This is a genomic window from Krasilnikovia sp. M28-CT-15, from assembly GCF_047159595.1.
Taxonomy (GTDB): domain Bacteria; phylum Actinomycetota; class Actinomycetes; order Mycobacteriales; family Micromonosporaceae; genus Actinoplanes.
Genome location: NZ_BAAGAK010000001.1, coordinates 1,746,424 through 1,763,899, shown reverse-complemented (window position 1 = coordinate 1,763,899; position 17,476 = coordinate 1,746,424). Strand labels below are relative to the sequence as shown.

General features: G+C 72.8%; 17 protein-coding genes. 4 read left to right on the top strand and 13 right to left on the bottom strand.

All coding sequences use genetic code 11. The features are described 5' to 3' along the window. Positions 1-28: 28 nt before the first annotated feature. The 6 genes from ACMCNO_RS08425 to ACMCNO_RS08400 form a co-directional block, all read right to left on the bottom strand. Complete coding sequence (locus tag ACMCNO_RS08425; protein ID WP_412748842.1) at positions 29-364, bottom strand: XRE family transcriptional regulator; 336 nt, start codon at positions 362-364, stop codon at positions 29-31. Then, positions 361-513 carry a hypothetical protein gene (locus tag ACMCNO_RS08420; protein ID WP_412748841.1) on the bottom strand — a complete coding sequence of 51 codons (153 nt, stop codon included), beginning with the start codon at positions 511-513 and terminating at the stop codon, positions 361-363. The genes ACMCNO_RS08425 and ACMCNO_RS08420 overlap by 4 nt, the downstream gene beginning before the upstream one ends. Positions 514-661: 148 nt before the next feature. Further along, positions 662-2,101 carry an MFS transporter gene (locus ACMCNO_RS08415; RefSeq protein WP_412748840.1) on the bottom strand — a complete coding sequence of 480 codons (1,440 nt, stop codon included), beginning with the start codon at positions 2,099-2,101 and terminating at the stop codon, positions 662-664. A gap of 284 nt (positions 2,102-2,385) precedes the next feature. Further along, the gene (locus tag ACMCNO_RS08410) at positions 2,386-4,704 is read right to left on the bottom strand and encodes a non-ribosomal peptide synthetase (RefSeq protein ID WP_412748839.1); all 2,319 of its coding nucleotides are present in this window, start codon (positions 4,702-4,704) and stop codon (positions 2,386-2,388) included. Positions 4,705-4,732: 28 nt separating this feature from the next. After that, positions 4,733-5,821, bottom strand: a complete 1,089-nt coding sequence (locus ACMCNO_RS08405) for a 3-deoxy-7-phosphoheptulonate synthase (protein WP_412748838.1) — start codon at positions 5,819-5,821, stop codon at positions 4,733-4,735. Positions 5,822-5,844: 23 nt separating this feature from the next. Further along, on the bottom strand, positions 5,845-6,867 hold the full coding sequence (locus ACMCNO_RS08400; protein WP_412748837.1) for a ketoacyl-ACP synthase III family protein: 1,023 nt from the start codon (positions 6,865-6,867) through the stop codon (positions 5,845-5,847). A gap of 195 nt (positions 6,868-7,062) precedes the next feature. Between ACMCNO_RS08400 and ACMCNO_RS08395 the strand changes: the two genes are divergently transcribed. Next, the gene (locus ACMCNO_RS08395) at positions 7,063-7,632 is read left to right on the top strand and encodes a CGNR zinc finger domain-containing protein (RefSeq protein WP_412748836.1); all 570 of its coding nucleotides are present in this window, start codon (positions 7,063-7,065) and stop codon (positions 7,630-7,632) included. A 6-nt stretch (positions 7,633-7,638) separates the two neighbouring features. Here the strand turns inward: ACMCNO_RS08395 and ACMCNO_RS08390 are convergent, their stop codons facing one another. The 7 genes from ACMCNO_RS08390 to lysW all read right to left on the bottom strand — a co-directional run bounded on the left by ACMCNO_RS08390 (position 7,639) and on the right by lysW (position 14,562). Beyond that, complete coding sequence (locus ACMCNO_RS08390) at positions 7,639-8,787, bottom strand: acyl-CoA dehydrogenase family protein (protein ID WP_412748835.1); 1,149 nt, start codon at positions 8,785-8,787, stop codon at positions 7,639-7,641. Next, positions 8,787-10,496, bottom strand: a complete 1,710-nt coding sequence (locus ACMCNO_RS08385; protein ID WP_412748834.1) for an AMP-binding protein — start codon at positions 10,494-10,496, stop codon at positions 8,787-8,789. The genes ACMCNO_RS08390 and ACMCNO_RS08385 overlap by 1 nt, the downstream gene beginning before the upstream one ends. Continuing rightward, positions 10,493-11,506, bottom strand: a complete 1,014-nt coding sequence (locus ACMCNO_RS08380) for a transketolase family protein (protein ID WP_412748833.1) — start codon at positions 11,504-11,506, stop codon at positions 10,493-10,495. The genes ACMCNO_RS08385 and ACMCNO_RS08380 overlap by 4 nt, the downstream gene beginning before the upstream one ends. Further along, positions 11,503-12,387 (bottom strand): transketolase, encoded by an 885-nt coding sequence (locus tag ACMCNO_RS08375; protein ID WP_412748832.1) that lies wholly within the window; start codon positions 12,385-12,387, stop codon positions 11,503-11,505. The genes ACMCNO_RS08380 and ACMCNO_RS08375 overlap by 4 nt, the downstream gene beginning before the upstream one ends. Before the next feature lie 105 nt (positions 12,388-12,492). Then, on the bottom strand, positions 12,493-13,518 hold the full coding sequence (gene argC, locus ACMCNO_RS08370) for an N-acetyl-gamma-glutamyl-phosphate reductase (protein WP_412748831.1): 1,026 nt from the start codon (positions 13,516-13,518) through the stop codon (positions 12,493-12,495). Further along, on the bottom strand, positions 13,515-14,366 hold the full coding sequence (locus ACMCNO_RS08365; RefSeq protein WP_412748830.1) for a RimK family alpha-L-glutamate ligase: 852 nt from the start codon (positions 14,364-14,366) through the stop codon (positions 13,515-13,517). Before ACMCNO_RS08365 ends, argC begins: the two co-directional genes overlap by 4 nt. A 13-nt stretch (positions 14,367-14,379) precedes the next feature. Further along, the gene (gene lysW, locus ACMCNO_RS08360) at positions 14,380-14,562 is read right to left on the bottom strand and encodes a lysine biosynthesis protein LysW (RefSeq protein WP_412748829.1); all 183 of its coding nucleotides are present in this window, start codon (positions 14,560-14,562) and stop codon (positions 14,380-14,382) included. Positions 14,563-14,802: 240 nt separating this feature from the next. On the opposite strand from lysW, the gene ACMCNO_RS08355 reads away from it, so the two are divergent. From ACMCNO_RS08355 to ACMCNO_RS08345, 3 genes are read left to right on the top strand one after another with little or no spacing between them, the layout of a single operon-like run. Next, positions 14,803-15,744 (top strand): family 3 encapsulin nanocompartment shell protein, encoded by a 942-nt coding sequence (locus ACMCNO_RS08355; RefSeq protein ID WP_412748828.1) that lies wholly within the window; start codon positions 14,803-14,805, stop codon positions 15,742-15,744. Then, a complete protein-coding gene (locus ACMCNO_RS08350) occupies positions 15,744-16,664 on the top strand; it encodes a sulfotransferase (protein ID WP_412748827.1) in 921 nt (306 codons plus the stop codon). Before ACMCNO_RS08355 ends, ACMCNO_RS08350 begins: the two co-directional genes overlap by 1 nt. Positions 16,665-16,700: 36 nt before the next feature. Further along, a complete protein-coding gene (locus ACMCNO_RS08345) occupies positions 16,701-17,471 on the top strand; it encodes an SDR family NAD(P)-dependent oxidoreductase (protein ID WP_412748826.1) in 771 nt (256 codons plus the stop codon). Positions 17,472-17,476 lie beyond the last annotated feature (5 nt).

Genomic DNA, 17,476 nt, shown 5'->3' with positions numbered 1-17,476 from the left:
TCAGCCGCTGTTCGTCGCGCCCTATCGTTCAGGCGACCAGGTAGGTGGAGTCATCGAACTCGGCGGTGACCTTGAGCCGTCCACCGAGGGCTTCGACGCAGGCGCGAAGAACAGCGACCGAGACGGTGTCGAGGTTGCCGCGTTCGACGTCGGAGACGCGCGGGCCGGATACGCCCATGGCGTCGGCCACCTCGCGTTGGGTCAGCGACCGCTTTCGGCGCACCTCGGCGAGGCGGAATGCCCGGATCTCATCGTCAAGACGACGCTGCCCGGCAGCGCGTTCGGCATCGCTGCGGATGTGGTGTCCGGCGACGCGGCGCGCCTCGTCGGCGCGGCGCTTGGCTTCGTCCCAGCTGATAGTCATTCGTAGCTCCTTGTTTCCAGCTCGGCCAGGTGCGCGTCGTATCGATCATCTGCCTGCGGGATCGCGGTGTCATACCAGCCGCGCCAGTCGCGGGACGTATCTCCGGCGACCAACAAGACCGCTCGCCACTGGTTGGCGAACCCCGGCATGCCGCACCATCTCCTCAGGGCAAGGCGCACGCAGGTCGCAGAAACAGCGCAACCGGCCTCGGCCGCAGCCCCGGCCAGTGCCGTCGCCGCGCATGCGGAACGGCCCCGCCGGGGGACGGGGCCGTTCCTGGGTGGTGGGGTGAAGGGATCAGTCGCTCACCGCCACCCGGTCGCGGGACGCCACCCCGGCCGGGGCAGGCGAGGTGGGTGCCACCGCCGGAGCCGACCGTCGGCCGGGGACCAGCAGCGCCGACACGACCGCGATGACCACCGACAGCCCGGCGGACAGGCTGAACGCCGTCTTGAAGTTGTCCACCCCGCTGCCGAGGGCACCGAGGCCCGCGATCGCGACCGCGATGGACAGCAGCAGGCCCACGCCGAGCTGACGCAGCGAGTTGTACAGCCCGGAGGCCAGACCCATCTGCTGCGGCGGCACGCCGGTGGTCGCGGCGAACGCCGTGGTGATCATCATGACCGTGACGCCGAGACCGAGCAGGACACCGCCGGGCAGCACGTGGCTCAGGTACGAGTCCGGGCCCGACGCCTGGGTCAGCCAGAGGGAACCGGCCAGCAGGAACACCGCACCGCCGACCAGTACCGGGCGGGGACCGTACTTCACGGTCATCTTGGCCACCGGAAGGCTGGCCAGCACGACCACGAACGCCTGCGGGAAGAACGCCAGACCGGTCTTGATCGACGAGTACCCCAGGATCTGCTGCATGTAGAGGGTCAGGCAGAACGTGGAGATCGACATGACCCCGCCGGAGAGGAACGCCACGGCATTGCCGCCCGTGACGCTGCGGATCTTGAAGATGCCGAGCGACACCAGCGGTTCCTTGACCCGGGTCTCCAGGATCAGGAACGCGCCGAGCAGCACCACGCCGGCCACGATCGGCCAGATCACCGATCCGGCACCCCAGCCCTTGTCGGCGGCGACGGTCAGCGCGTAGCTGAACAGGCAGAACGCGCCGGTGATCAGCAGCGCACCGGGCACGTCCACCCGGCGGACCCGGTGGCCCTGGTGGTCCGGGGCGAGCTTGCGCAGCGCGGCGACGACCAGCAGGATCCCGACCGGGACGTTGACGTACATGACCGAACGCCAGCCCAGCGTCTCGGTGAGGATGCCGCCGGCCAGCACGCCACCGGCGAACCCGGCCGACGCGACCGCGCCGAACACACCCATCGCCTTGGCCCGTTCGCCCGGCTCGGGATAGCCGGCGGCGATCAGGGCCAGCACCGCGGGTGACACGGCCGCGGCGGACAGGCCCTGCAGGGCACGGGCGAGGATCAGCACGATCGGTACGGTGGCGAGACCGCCGATCAGCGACGCCAGCGTGAAGACGACCAGGCCCGCCACGAACATCCGCTTGCGGCCGAACAGGTCACCGGCCCGGCCACCGAGCAGCAGGAAGCCGCCGAAGAACAGCGCGTACGCGCCGATCACCCACGGCAGGCTGCCGCTGGTGAAGCCCAGGTCCCGGTGCATCGCCGGCAGCGCGACGTTCACGATCGCGAAGTCGAGCGTGAGCATGAACTGCGCGCTGCACAACAGCGCGAGGGGCGGGCGACCGCCGTTTCGAGAACTCATTTCCCTTTCCTTCCGCCTCGATGTCGGAATTCTTTTCCGATCTCGGCACGCCTCGGTCTCGGCGCGCAGGGGGGCATCGGCGCATTGCTGGAATGGAATGCCGGACGCCGGAGAATGAACGGGTCCGACGATTCTGTGGTGGAGCGGGCGGACCGGACCTCCCGGTTCCTTTCTGCGCCTGCCCTTCCGCCGATACCAGGTCAGCGTAGGACCAATGGTGCCGCCCGCCCTACAGACGACGTCACGACTGCGATGTGAATTCCTCACACTCGGTCATGACGATTTCACGCGCGCAGGGCCGCACCGACCGCCAGCGCCATGCGCTCGATGCTGGGGTCGTCGAACAGGTCGTCGACCGTGGTTTCGACCCGGAAGAACTCCTGGATCTGCGCGGTCAGCGCGGCGGCCCGGATGGAGTCGCCGCCGAGTTCGAAGAAGTTGTCCAGCACCCCGATGCCCTCCAGGTCGAGGGTGGTCGTCCAGAGCTGCCGCAGGCGCTGCTCGATCGGGTTGCGCGGCTCCTGGTACGCGCTGCCCACGTCGGGCCGCGACTTCGGTGGCTCCGGCAGCGCGTTCCGGTCGATCTTGCCGTTGGTGGTGGTCGGGAACGTGCCGACCACGTACGCCACCGGGATCATGAACGACGGCAGCCGGTCCCGCAGCGCCGAGCGGATCTGCCGCACCGACGGCGCCACGCCGGACTCCGGCTCCAGGTACGCGACCAGCCGGGTGTCGCCGGTCTCGTCCTTCTTCGCCAGCACCGCGGCCTGGTGCACGCCGGGCTGCGCGGCCAGGGCCACCTCGATCTCCCCGAGGTGCACCCGGTTGCCGCGCACCTTCACCTGGTTGTCCGTCCGCCCGACGATCTCGATGTTGCCGTCGGGCCAGTACCGGGCCAGGTCGCCGGTGCGGTACAGGATCGGGTGCCGGGCCGGGTCGATCGGGTTGGGCAGCCACTTGAGCGCGGTGGCCTCAGGCTGGTTGAGGTAGCCCTCGGACAGGCTGTCGCCCGCCACGCAGATCTCCCCCACCACCCCGGGCGGCACCGGCTGCTGCCGCTCGTCCAGCACGTACGTCTTGACGTTGTGCAGCGGGCGGCCGATCGGCGGCAGCTCGCGCGCCCGGCCGCGCTGGCCCAGCTGTCGTCCCAGCTCGGTGATGTCGCAGGTGGCCACGACGGTCGCCTCGGCGGAGCCGTACAGGTTGAAGACGTGGAACGGCAGGCCGGAGGGCCACGACTGGACCCGCTCGCCGCAGATCCGGATGTTGCGCAGCGCGGTGTCGGCGGGCCAGTCCAGCTCCCACAGCCGTTCGGCCATGGCCTTCATCAGCAGGGTGTGGGTGATCCGCTCGGCGACCAGCCAGTCGCGCAGCCACACCGGCGAGGTCACCACGGACGGTTCCGGGATCTGTACGGGCGCGCCCGCGGCCAGCACGGAGAAGCACTCCACCTCGACCATGCCGTACCCGGGGGCGGCCAGCCAGGTGCCGCGCGACTCGGCGGTGATGCCGAGCACCGTACGCATGCTGTAGATCAGATTGCGCGCGGCGCCGTGGCGGACCAGCACGGCCTTGGGCCTTCCGGTGGAGCCGGAGGTGTAGCAGACGTGGATCAGGTGGTCCGCGGTGACCGGCTCGCTGACCGGGTCGTCCGGCTCGGTGTGCCAGTCCGATGTGTCCAGCGGGACGACCGGGCAGATGCCGTACAGCTTGGGCTCGTGGGCGGCCATGGTCAGCACGGCCACGGATTCCGCGTCCTCGATCATGTACCGGAGCCGGTCGACCGGGAAGTCCGGGTCCAGCAGCACCGCCGCGGCGGCGAGCTTGAAGCAGGCCAGCTGCGCCACGAGGCTCTCCGCGCTGCGCGGGAAGCAGGTGGCGACCCGGCTGTGCGGGCGCACCCCGAGGCGGGACAGCCGGTGCGCGAGCCGGTTGGCGCGACGGTCCAGCTCCCCGAACGTCAAGCTGCCGCCGGGCCAGGTCACCGCGACCGCGTCCGGGGTACGCGCCGCGATCTCCGCGATGACCTCGTGGAAGAACGCCGGGGGCACGGGCGCGTCGGTCTGGTTCCAGTCCACCAGGATGCGGTGCCGCTCCTCGTCGGTGAGCAGGGCGATGTCGCGTACCGCGATGGTCGGGTCGGTGGCGAGGGCGCGCAGGATGCGGCTCAGGTGCCGGGCGTACTGGTCGGCGGCGTCGTCGTCGAACTCGTCGGCGGAGATCAGCAGCTCGCCGCCGTCGCGGGTGACCACGACGGTGAGCGGGGCCGGGGGCGCGTCGCCGGGGACGGCGCTGAGCACGGCGCCCGTGGCGGGCCGGGGGTCGTGGGCGTCCAGCGGGGCGGATCCGATGGCCACCAGCAGGCCGCAGGCGGTCGTCTCGCCGGTGACCCGGATCGGCCAGGCGATGTCGCCGTCACCGGCGACGACCAGGTCGGTCTCGCCGGTGTAGCGGTGGATGAGGACGGCCAGCGCGGCCTCGGCGTACTCGCGGCGCCGCCAGACCGCGGCGCCGGGAACCTCGAGCGGCCGGTGGTGCACCGCGCCGGTGCGGGGGCCGCCGGGGCGGGCCAGCGGCAGCGTGGACGTGTGGGTCGGCTCCATCGGAGGGTCTCCTTTCGCGGGTACGGCCCTACGCGGCGAGCGCGGACCGGTGGGCGGGCCGCCGGGCGGCGGCGGCGCGGGCGAGCTGCTCGACCATGCGCACGGTCTCGCCCCATCCGACGCAGGCGTCCGTGACGCTCTGTCCGAAGGCGAGCCGGTGCGCCTCGCCGAGCACGAGGTCCTGGCGGCCGGGGACGAGGAAGCTCTCCAGCATCACCCCGCCGATGCCGGTCTCGCCGTCGGCGATCTGACCGGCGATGTCGGCGACCACCGCACCCTGGCGACGGTGGTCCTTGCCGCTGTTGCCGTGGCTGGCGTCGATGAACACCCGCTGCGGCAGGCCCGCCGCGGCCAGCAGGCCGAGGGCCCGCCGGACGTGCGCGGATCCGTGGTTGGGGCCGTCGCTGCCCCCGCGCAGCACGACGTGGCAGTCGGGATTGCCGGTGGTGGCCACGACGGCGGCCTGCCCGTCCTCGGTGATGCCGGGGAAGACGTGGCCGCGGGACGCGGTGACGATGGCGTCGACCGCGTCCGCCACTCCGCCGGTGGTGGCGTTCTTGATGCCGACCGGCATGTGCAGGCCACTGGCGAACTGCCGGTGCACCGGGCTCTGCACCGTGCGGGCGCCGATGGAGGCCCAGGACACCGCGTCGGACAGGTAGCGGTGCGGCACCGGGTCGAGGAACTCGCAGGCCACCGGCAGCCCCGCACTGGCGATCTCCACCATGAGGCGCCGGGACAGCAGCAGGCCGCCGCCGAGGTCGTCCGAGCCGTTCAGGTCCGGGTCGCTGACCAGACCCTTCCACCCCAGCCGGGTACGCGGCTTCTCGACGTACACGCGCATGACGACGATCAGGTCGTCGGCCGTACGGGCGGCCAGGGCCAGCAGGCGGTCCGCGTACGCGAGGGCGGCGGCGGGGTCGTGGACCGAGCACGGCCCGGCGACGACGACCAGGCGGTCGTCCGTACCGTGCAGCACCCGGGTGATGCCGTCGCGGGCCCGGCGCACGGTGTTGCCGGCCCGCAGCGGCAGCGGGATCTCGTCGCGCAGTTCGGCGGGGGTGGGCAGCAGATCGACCGCGGCGAAGCGCGGAACGGTGTCAGCCAGCAGGCGCATTGTGATGTTCCTTCCCATGGGGGTCAGCCACCGTCGGCCGCGAGTACGGCCGCGGAGAAGGTGAAGCCCATGCCGGTGCCGATGAGGAGCACGGTGGCACCCGGCCGCAGCAGGTCCGTGGTGATGAGGTGGTGCAGGGCGTAGACGCCGTCCGCCGGTCCGAGGTGGCCGGTGGTGAGGCCGAGGTCGGTGAGCAGGTTGCGGGGGCGCCCGGGCAGCGGGCGCAGGAAGCTGTCCGCCATCAGCGCCTTGCCCACGAACGGCGGGCAGTACCAGTCGACCTGCTCGATCGTCAGACCGGCCTCGGTCAGCGCCCGTTCGACCACACTGCGGGTCCGGGTCGCGGAGCGTTCCCGGACGTCGCGCAGGGACAGCTCGCCGTGGGCCAGGAACTCCCGGGTGCGCTTGCGGGTGTCGGTGTGCTGGTGCGGGACCGTGCCGAACGGCTCGTCGCCGCGCGACAGCCCTTCCAGGTCGGTGTCGGCTTCGGACACCACCGAGACCAGCCGGAGCGGCCCGCCGGAGCGCGACACCACGGCGGCAGCACCGCCGTCGCCGAACACCATGCCGGGCGACAGATGGAACCGGTCGACCGGTGGGGCGAAGCGGTCCGCGAGGGTGAGCAGGGCGGCGGGCAGGTCGGGGCGGGCGGTGAGCAGACCGGCGGCCAGTTCCAGGCCGGCCAGGGAGCCGTTGGAGGCCGCGGAGACGGTCAGTGGCATCCCGCTGAGCTGGGCGCCGAGCAGCCGCCGGGCGATCCAGCACGCCGCGGGCCACATGTCGATCCCCTGGAAGTAGCCGTGGCTGTGCAGGTACAACGCGTCCGGGCCGACCACGGTGCCGGCGTTGGCGGCCTCCTTGATGGCCTGGCGGCCCGCGGCGACGGCCAGCTCCGGCGGGGCGTGCCGGGCGGCGGCGTACGTGATCATGCCGGTGCTGGCGGCGGCCTCGGCGGGGTACGAGCCGTCCGCGACCGCCCGCTCGATCGGCACCGGGTCGCCGAGCGCACCGCCGGTTCCGGCGATCCAGATGTCCTCGAACCGCATCGCAATCCTCTCCCGTGCCGAATGTGGTGCGGCCACAGGCGCCGCCGTTACCGGTAACAACGGTAAGCTGGTAACCACAGGCCGAACAATGATCCCGCGATTAGCGGTTCTTCTCGCGTGATAACCGGAGATCGACGCGTTGTCGGCACACGGCGGCACTACCGGTGTCCGCATTTCGTCAGTAAGGTGGCGACCATGCAACGGCAACCCGGAGACCGGGCGGTGGCCCCCGGGCCGCTGGCCCTGGTGCAGTCGTTCGTCAACAGCGTCAACGTGGAGTTCGGGCCCGACGAGCTCGCCACCACCGCCGGATTCGCGCGCTGGCTCGACCGCAACGGCCTGGCCGCCCCACCGTCCGGGGTGGACGAGCTGGATCTGCGCGACGCGGTCACCCTGCGCGAGGCCCTGCGCGCCCTGCTGCGGGAGAACAACGGCGCCCCGCCCGACCCGGCCGCCCGGCGGACCGTGGAGCACGTGGCCCGGGGCTGCCCGCTGGTGGTCGGATTCGACCCCGGCGACGGGCCCCCGGCCCTGCGCCCGGCACAGTCCGACGTGCGCGGCGCGCTCGGGGTGATCCTGGCCCGGGTGATCGGCGCGGTCACCGACGGCTCCTGGCAGCGGCTCAAAGCGTGCAGCGAGCACCGCTGCGAGTGGGCGTTCTACGACCGCTCCCGCAACCGGTCCAGCCGCTGGTGTTCGATGGCGGTGTGCGGCACGCGCGCCAAGATGCACACCTACCGGCACGGCGCGCCGCAGCGCACCTGAGCCCCGCTACGGCGCGTTCTCGCGGCCCAGCAGTTCCCGGGCCACGACCAGCTTGGTCGCCGCCGCCGTACCGTCGGCCAGCTGCAACCCGATCACGTCGCGCAGCCGCTGCGCCACCGGGCCGTCCTCCGACCAGCCGAGCTGTCCCAGCGTCAGCACGGCCTGGTGGACCGCCTCCATGGCCGCCTTCGGCGCCCACCACTTCGCCATGTTGGCCGGGATCCGCGGGTCCTGACCGGCGTCCGCGCGGCGCAGCGCCTGGTACGCCACCAGCCGGGCCGCGTGCAGCATCGTGTGGTGCTCCACCAGCGGAAACGCCACGGACTGGAACTGCCCGAGCCGCTTGCCGAACGCCTCCCGCCGCGCGGCGTGCGCGACCGCGCAGTCCAGCGCCGCCCGGCCCACCGCGATCGCCATCAGCGCGATCAGCGCCCGGGACACCCCGAAGCCGCGCATCACCTCGACGAAACCGGCCCCCGGCCGGCCCACCACGGTGTCCGCGCCGACCCTGAGTCCGTCGAAGACGATCCGGCCGCGGCCGCCGGAGCGGCAGCCCAGGTCGCGGTGCCGTTCCCGGCTCACCCGCGGATCGCGCAGGTCCACGAAGAACGCGGTGATGCCGCGCGGCCCCGCCTCCCCGGTACGAGCGAAGACCAGGCTGTGCGTGGCGTACGCGGTGACCATGATGGAGCTCTTCTCGCCGGTCAGCACCCAGCCGCCACCGGTGCCGGGCACGGCGCGCGTCTCGATCGCGGCGGCGTCCGTGCCGTGCCCCGGCTCGGTCAGCGCCAGGGTGAGGATCGACTCCCCGGCCGCGATCGGCGGCAGCCACCTGGCCAGTTGCTCCGGCGTGCCGTTGGCCGCCAGCACGCCGCCGACCAGTGCGGCGTTGAGCACCGGGTAGCACACGGACAGATCGGCGGCGGCCAGTTCCTCCAGCACGATGCCGGCACTGACCGCGTCCAGCTCCTGCCCGCCGTGCGCGCGCGGGATGCGCAGCGCGAACAGCCCCTCGGCAGCCAGGTCCGCCAGCATGCCGGGCCGGTACTCGCCGCTGCGGTCCGCGTCCGCGCGGTACGGGTCCACCCGTTCGGCCGCGAACGCGCGGACCCGCTTGGCCAGGATCCGGTGCTCCGGCGTGAACTCGTCGTCCATCACAGCCCCCTCAGCCGGTCCCGCAGGACGAACTTCTGGATCTTCCCGGAGGGGGTACGCGGCAGCGCGTCGACCACCTCCACCCGCTCCGGCCAGTACTGCTTGGCCATGCCGAGCCCCGCCAGGTGGACCCGCAGATCCGCCACGTCCAAGGGCCGGTCCCGGACCACCAGTACCGCGCACGCCCGCTCCCCCAGCCGCTCGTCCGGGTACCCGACCACGGCCACGTCACGGATCGCGTCGTGCCGCAGCAGGGCCGCCTCGACTTCCAGCACCGGGATGTTCTCCGCGCCGCGCACGATGATGTCCTTGACCCGGCCGCTGATCCGGATGCCGCCGTGCCCGTCGTCGCGGGCCAGGTCGCCGGTGTCGAACCAGCCGTCCGGGCTCAGCGACGCCGCGTACAGCTCGGGGCGGCGGTAGTAGCCGAGGCACTGCGCGGAGCCGCGTACCTGAAGGCGGCCGGACTCCCCCGGCGCGACCGGGCCGCCGGTACGGCCGTCCACGATGCGCACCCGCATGCCGGGCACCACCGTTCCGTCGCTCTCCGCGGCCCGCAGCGGCGGGTCGTGTGGCCGGGTGACGGTCACGCAGCCGTTCTCGCTCATCCCCCACAGGGCATAGACCCGGCAGCCGAGTACGGCGTCGGCCTGCTCCACCAGGGTCGGCGCGATCGGCGCGCTGCCGGTGGCGAACGAGTGCAGGGCGGACAGGTCCTGCGGGTCGGCGCGCTGCGCCTCGATGAGATCCGACAGGAAGGTGGGCGCACCCATGAAGAACGTGACCCGCCGCTCACGCAGGATCGCCAGCATCCGCTGCGGGTGCCACGCGTCCACGTGCACCGCGGTCGCGCCCAGCAGCAGCGGCATGACCAGATTCCAGGTGTAACCGGCCTGGTGGGTGGTGGGCGAGCCCATCGCGGTGACCTCGTCACCGGTCAGGCCGAGCACGTCGGCCTGGGCCTTGTTCATCGAGTACAGGGTGTTGTGGCTGTGCACCACGCCCTTCGGCTCGCCCGTGGTGCCCGAGGTGAACACGACCTGGGCCGGATCGTCCGGGCCCGCCTCCTCGGTACGCGGCGTGGCGGTCACCGGAGCCAGCAGCTCGGCGTCGAAATCCAGGGCACCCGCCCCGCCGCCGACCAGCACCCGGTGCCGCAGCGTCGGCACGGCGGCGGCCACCCCGGCGCTCATGTCCGCGTACGAGAAACCGCCGAAGTCCGCCGCGGCCAGGTAGATGGGGCTGCCGGTGAGCCGGGTCATGAACTCCACCTCGCGGCGGCGCATGATCGGCACGACCGGGCCCGCCACCGCGCCGATGCGGGCGCACGCCAGGATCGCCGCGACCAGCTGCCACGAGTTCGGCAGTTGCAGGGTGACCACGTCGCCTCGGCGCGCACCGAGGCGGCGCAGGTTGCCGGCGATCAGCTCGACCCGCCGGGCCAGCTCGGCGTACGTCAGCTCGACGACACCGCCGTCCTGATAGCACACGAACGCCGGCTTGCCGGGGTGCCGGGCGACGGCCCGGCGCAGATCATCGAGTACGGTCTCGCGCCGCCACCACCCGGCGGCCCGGTACGCGAGCGCGTCATCCATCGCCGTGCCCTTCACCGCCGGGCTCACCACGGCAGGGCTCACCACGGCAGGGCTCGCTGCGGCCGGGCTCACGGTCGCGACAGCGGGGCCGGCGGTTCGCTGGGTACCGGTCATCGGGCTGCCCTCCGGGGACGGGCCAGGGCCGCGCGGGCCCGGGCGGCGATCGTGAGCGCGCCGACCCCGGCCCGCTCCAGCAGGTACTTCTGGTCGCCCGCGACCGGCACGAACGCGTCCGGCATGGCGACCCGCTGCACGCGTACCGGTATCAGCTCGGTGAGGGTCTCGGCGACCGCCGAGCCGAAGCCCCCGGCACGCCAGTGCTCCTCCACCGTGACGACCGTGCCGCCGCGCGGCACGACGGCCAGCAGCGTCTCGACATCGAGTGGTTTGACCGTGTGCACATGCAGGACGGTCGCGTCCACCCCGTCGGCGTCCAGCAGGTCGGCGGCGGCCAGCGCGGCATGCACCGGGTACGGCCCGCAGGCGGCGAGCGTGACGTCGGTGCCCCAGCGCAGCACCTGGGCCTCGCCGAGGCGCACCGGCGGGCCGGGCGGCAGGTCGGGGGTGGCGTTGCGGCCCAGCCGTACGTAAACCGGGCCGGGCTGCTCGAGGGCCTGACGCACCAGGTCCTCGGTGGAGGCGGCGTCGGCGGGCACGACCACGGTCATGTTCGGCAGGGCCCGCAGCACGGCCAGGTCCTCCAGCGCGTGGTGGGTGGGACCGAGATGCCCCGCGGAAACCCCGGAGTGGGTGGCCATGATGCGCACCGGCAGGTTGTTCAGCGCGATGTCGATCTTCACGGCCTCGATCGCCCGGGACGCCGCGAACGCGGCCATCGTGTTCACCACCGGTATGCGACCGGTACGGGCCAGGCCCGCGGCGGCTCCCATCAGGGTGTGCTCGGCGATGCCGACGTTGAGATACCGCCCGGACCCGGCGCCGAAATCGACGCCGTCGAACAGGCCGGTGTCGCTGTCCAGACACACCAGACGCTCGTCGGCGGGCAGCAGTTCGGCCAGCAGATCCCGGTACACCTCGCGGGACGAACGCGGCTTCGCGCCGGACTCCGGTCGCGGCAGGGCGGGCGGCAGGCTGGTCGTCGCGGAGGAGCTCGGGGCGGTCATGACCGGCCCCGCTCCGCGGCCCGGAGCACCGCGTGGGCCCGCTGCTGCTGCCGCTCCCCCAGCCGAGCGTAGTGGCTGCGGGCCTGACCCTCGATGAACGGCAGGCCCTTGCCCTTGACGGTGTGCGCGAGCACGACCGTGGGCCGGTCGGCCGGTGCAGTGTCGAACGCGGCCGTCAGCTGTGCGACGTCGTGCCCGTCGGCCTCCAGCACCCGCCAGCCGAAGGCGTGCCACCGGTCCGCCAGAGGTTCCAGGGCGTCGACCGTCTCGGTGCGGCCGGTGATCTGCAGGCCGTTGCGGTCGACGACCGCCAGCAGGTTGCCGAGGCGGTGGTGGGCGGCGACCGAGGCGGCCTCCCACACCGAGCCCTCCTGCAGCTCGCCGTCGCCCATGACGACCACGGTGCGGCGGTCGCTGCCGTCCAGGCGGGCGCCGAGGGCGAATCCGACGCCCAGGGCCAGGCCGTGCCCGAGCGAGCCGGAGGGCATCTCCACCCCGGGAATCTCGGGGTGCGGGTGCGCCATCAACGGGCTGCCCCGCTGCCCGTACCCGGCGAGGACCCCGGGTGGGTAGAAGCCGGCCTCGCACAGCGTCGCGTACAGGGCGATGCCGCCGTGGCCCTTGCTCAGCAGCAGAATGTCGCGGTCGGGGTGGGCGGGGCGCGCCGGATCGATCCGCAGCACCCGCAGGTACAGGGTGGTCAGGATCTCCACGAGGGACATGGAGCCGCCGAGGTGGCCGCCCTCGGGACCGGCGCACATGTCGACGATGTGCCGCCGGATCTGCAGCGCCGCCGCCCGCAGTGCGGCGGTACTGGTCACGGGGTTGTCGAAGGGCGGGGCCAGGCCGACCGGCCCGCCCGGCAGGGTGGTACTGCTCATGGTCTCCTCCTCGGTGGGGCAGGCCGGCTCGCTCAGGGCGGGCCGGGTCAGTTCGGGGCAGCCGGGTCAGTACCAGGGCGGCCGGGTCAGTTCGGGGCGGCCGGGTCAGTTGGGGTGCAGGCCGGGGAACTCCAGGCCGGTGGTCTCCGGCAGGCCGAAGCGGATGTTGAGGCATTGCACGGCGTTTCCGGCGCCGCCCTTGACCAGGTTGTCCAGCGCCGAGATCACGGTCACGTGCGGTGCGCCCGGCTCCAGGGCGAAGCCGACGTCGCAGAAGTTCGACCCGGACAGGATCTTGGCGTCGGGGAAGCGGTGCAGGCCACGCCGGTGCGCCACCACGCGAACGAACGGCTCCTTGCCGTACCGGGCGCGGTAGGCGGCGCGGATGGTGCGTTCGTCGGCGGCGTCGGTGATCGCGGCCCGGCACACCAGCTGGACCCCGCGCACCGCCTCGACACCGGTGGCGGTCATGCGTACGGGCAGACCGGTGGCCTGCGCCATCTCCGCCTCGTGCCGGTGCCGGGTGGGCGCGAACACGCGCAGGGCGCCGCTGCGTTCGGCATGCAGGTTCTCCGACCCGGCCCGCGCACCCGCCCCGGACGAGCCGGTCCGCGCGTCCACGGTGATCTCGCCGGTGATCAGTCCGGCCTCGGCCAGCGGCACCAGCGCGAGGATCCCGGCGTTGGCCATGCACCCGTGCACGCTGATCCGGTCGGCCCCGCGCAGCCGGTCCCGGTGCAGCTCCGGCACCCCGGGCACGAACGTCTCCAACAGCTGCGGCGCCGCGTGCGGCACCCCGTAGTACTGCTCGTACGTTTCGGTGCGGCGCAGCCGGAAGTCGGCGGACAGGTCGATCACGGTGCCGGCCATCCGCAGGAACTCCGGCATCTGCGTCATGGTCTCCCGGTGCGGGGTGGCCAGGAAGATCGCGTCGTAGTGGTCGAGGCGGTCCAGCGCGCAGAACGTGAGCCGGGTCCGGCCCCGCAGGTTGGGGTGCACCCCGTCGACCGGGCGCCCGTGCAGCTGGCGGGAGGTGGCCGCGGCCACCTCCACCCCGGGGTGTCCGATGAGGATGCGCAGCAGTTCGCCGCCGATGTACCCGGCGGCACCGACGACCGCGACCCGGATCATGATCTGGCCCTCCTGATCAGCAGTCCCGCCATGGCGTCCGCGACGTCCACGCCGGGGTGGGCGGACTGGAATCCGCGGAACTCGACCCGGTCGTTGACCTCCAGGACGACCAGCCGTCCGTCGGTGTCCTCGATGAGGTCGACCCCCGCGATGTCGGCGCCGACCGCGTCGGCGGCGGCCACGGCCAGCTTCGCCACCTCGGGTGCGAGGTCGCACGGTTCGCTCGTCGCCCCGCGCGCAACGTTGGTGCGCCATTGGCTGCCCCGCCGGTATGTGGCGCCGAGGGCCTGGCCGTCGATGACCACGACCCGGATGTCGCGGTCCGCGGTGGACATCAGTTCCTGCAGGTAGATCACGTGGGACTGGGGTCCGGGCAGCGCGGCCACGTGCTCCAGCACCGCCTCGGCCGTGTCCCGGTCGGGCAGCCGGGTGACCAGCCGCCCCCAGGACCCGACGAGCGGCTTCACCACCGCCGGGTACCCCAGCTCCTCCAGCGCGGCCAGCGCCGCCTCGGGCGCCGCCGCCAGCGCGGTACGCGGGGTGGGCAGTCCCATGGCGGCCAGGGCCGCGGAGGTGTGCCACTTGTCCCCGCTGAGGTGGGTGGCGGCGGCGCTGTTGAGCACCACCGCCCCCGCCGACTCCAGCGCGCTCGCCGCGTACAGGGCCCGGAAGTGGCCCACCTCGCGGTTGAGGACCACGTCCGGGCCGGTCCAGGTGCCGGCGACGAACAACGAACGGGGGTCGAGGAGCGTGCACGCGGCGCCGCGCCGGTCCAGCGCGGCCATGATCTGCTTCTCCTCGTACCGCACCCGCGAGGCGAGTACGCCGAGGCGTGGTCCGTCAGTCATCGTCAGCGTCCGCCTACTCGCCCCAGTCCTGCTCGACCTCGGGGGCCGGAGTCAGGCTGGGCGGGTCCATGGAGGCGATCTCGAGTTCGATCCGGCAGTCCGGGCATTCGACGATCTCGCTGACCCGGGCCTCCGGGTCGACCGCCACCTCGGCGCTGCATTCCGGGCATTCCAGGGCGTACATGAGCTTCGGCATGATGATCCTCGGTTCACGATCGAAATGGTCGGGCTGAGCCAAACCGTAAATGGTGAAGGCCGGGATTCGCCAATAAAATGCGCTGTTCAGAATGAGCGGATCGGCTTATCAAGGGTCCGCAATAACCGGCGGGACCGGACCAGTATAAGCATTCCTTCTGACCGCGCCAGTCCATCTTGGCCCGATCGGTTCTAGTGTTTGCGAATCGATTCCTCGCAGCGATCCCGAAAGGAGCGCCGAGTGCTGACCACAGTGAATCAGAACGGCAACGGCGTCGTGTCCACCCCCGAGCCGCCGACGACCGGCGAGCAGACCCCCGGCGAGACCTTCGCCGCCGCAGTCCGAAGCGCCGCCGTTCGAGACGCCACCGTTCGAGGCAACGCGGCGGCCGACGCCGCGGGGACCGGCGACCTGACCGTCCCGTTCGGGATCCACCTGCCCGCCGCGTTTCCGCTGTTCGCCTCCCGGCCCCGGTACACCGTGCGGCACCTGCTCAAGACGGCGTCCGTGCCGGACGCCCCGGCCCCGCACGTGTACGAGCCGCCGCGCGGCGGCCTCATCACCACGGCCACCTCGTACGCCGCCACCCCGGAGGCCGCGTTCGCACCCCGGCTGGACACCACCGCCCTGACCGACCTCACCGTCACGGTCACCCTGCCCGACGGCATCCTCGACCACCCGGACCTGCTGGCCTCGTTCGTGGACCTGCGGGTGCTGGTCCGGCTGTCCGTGCTGGAGAATCAGTCGCTGCTGCACGGCACCCCGGACGGGGCGATCCAGGGACTGCTGAAACTGCCCGGCACGCGGGGCCGCACCGCCGAGAACACCGACCTGGCCACCGCCGTGACCGCCACGGCGGCCGAGGTCGAGGAGACCGGCGGCTCGTGCGACGGCATCGTCGCCCACCCGGCCGCGTACTGGGAACTGGTGCGCACCGGCGCCCTGAGCCGGCTGCAAGGTGCCGGGATCACGGTGTCCCGGACCCGGATGATGCCGCGCGACACCCTGCTGCTCGGCGACTTCCGGGCCGCGCTGACGCTGCTGCTGCCCGGCCGGTCCGGCATCACCCTGCACCGCGGCGCCGGAACGGGCGGCGCGGACGTCGTCGAGGCCACCTCCCGGATCGGCTTGGCGGTGCACCTGCCGCAGCACCTGCTGGCGCTCACGCTGGGACCGTCGTGATGGGCCGCCCCCGCGTGCTGTACCTGACCGGCTGGACGCGCAGCGGCAGCACCCTGCTCGGCAACGTGCTCGGCGAGCTGCCCGGGGTGCTGCACGTGGGCGAGATGCACTACCTGTGGAAGAACGGGGTGCTCGGCGACGGCACGAACTCCACGTGCGGCTGCGGCGCGCCGGTCACCCGGTGCGAGCTGTGGTCGTCCGTGCTGGCCGACAGCGGGGCGGGCACGCCCGAGGTGGCCCGCCGGATGATCCGGTTGCAGCGCGCCCACCTGCGCACCCGGCATGTCCGGGCCCGGCTGGCCGAGTCCCGGGGGGCGGTGGCGCCCGCGCCGGGTGTCACCGAGGCCGTGGACCGCAGCGTCAATGTCTACGCCCTGCTGGCCGGGCGGGGCGGGGGCCGTCTGATCGTCGACGGGTCCAAGTACCCGGCCGAGGCCGCGGCACTGCTGGGACGCTCCGATGTGGATGCACGAGTGCTGCACATCGTGCGGGACCCGCGGGCGACCGCGTTCTCGTACAAGCGGGCCAAGGCGTACATCGACCCGATGCACCCGGCTCGCAGCAGCGGGTTCTGGACCGCCTTCAACCTGATGTCGGAGCTGGTGGGCCGGGCCGGGGGTGAGCGGTACCTGCGGGTGCGGCACGAGGACCTGTGCGCCGCGCCCCGCGAGACCGTGGCCCGGGTGATGCGCTTCGCCGGGCTCGACGGGGAACCGCCGGTGGATCCCACGGGCCGGGTCGCGCTCGGCACGAACCACACCGTCACCGGCAACCCCGACCGGCTCTCCAGCGGCGAGACCGTCATCCGCGCCGACGAACGGTGGCGCACCGGCCTGTCCGTACCCGAGATGGCCGCCGCCACTGCACCGGCCCTGCCGGTCCTGGCCCGGTACGGCTATCCCGCGGTGCCGGCCCGCTGACCGCCCGTACCGAAAATCAAGGAAGGAAGCCGACTCATGGACCTGGGTCTGGAGGGTCGCGTCGCGCTCGTCGCCGCGTCGAGCAGCGGCCTCGGCCTGGCCGTGGCCAAGACCCTGGCCGCGGAGGGCGCGCACGTGTCGATCTGCGGCCGCAGCCCCGGCCGGCTGGCCCGCGCCCACGCCGAGATCAGCAGCGTCGCCAAAGGGGAGGTGCTCAGCGTTCCGGTCGACGTGCGCGACGACCGGGCCGCGGCGGCGTGGGTACGCCAGACCGCCGAGACGTTCGGCGGGCTGCACATCGTGGTGACCAACTCCGGCGGGGTGCCGTTCGGCCCGGTGGAGAGTTTCGGGGTCTGCGACTACCGCGAGGCCCTCGAAACGAACCTGCTGCCGCACGTCAGCATCACCCTGGCCGCGCTGCCGCTGGTCAAGCAGAGCGGCTGGGGACGACTGCTGATGATCACCTCGGAGGCGGTGCGCCAGCCCGACCCGGCCAGCGGCCTGTCCTCGGTGGCCCGCCTCGGGCTGCTCGGCTACATGAAGGGGCTCGTGCACGCGCTCGGGCCCAGCGGGGTCACGGTCAACGTGCTGGCGCCGGGATTCCACCGCACCCCGATCCTCGACGAGCAGTTCGGCGCGGACGTGGACGCGGAGATCGCCCGGGTGGCCCGGCACATCCCGCTGCGCCGCATCGGCGACGTCGCGGAGTTCGGCGCGCTGGCCGCCTTCCTCGCCAGCGACCACGCCTCGTACGTCACCGGCACGGTCCTGGTGATCGACGGCGGCAACACCCGCGGCATCGGCTGAGAAGG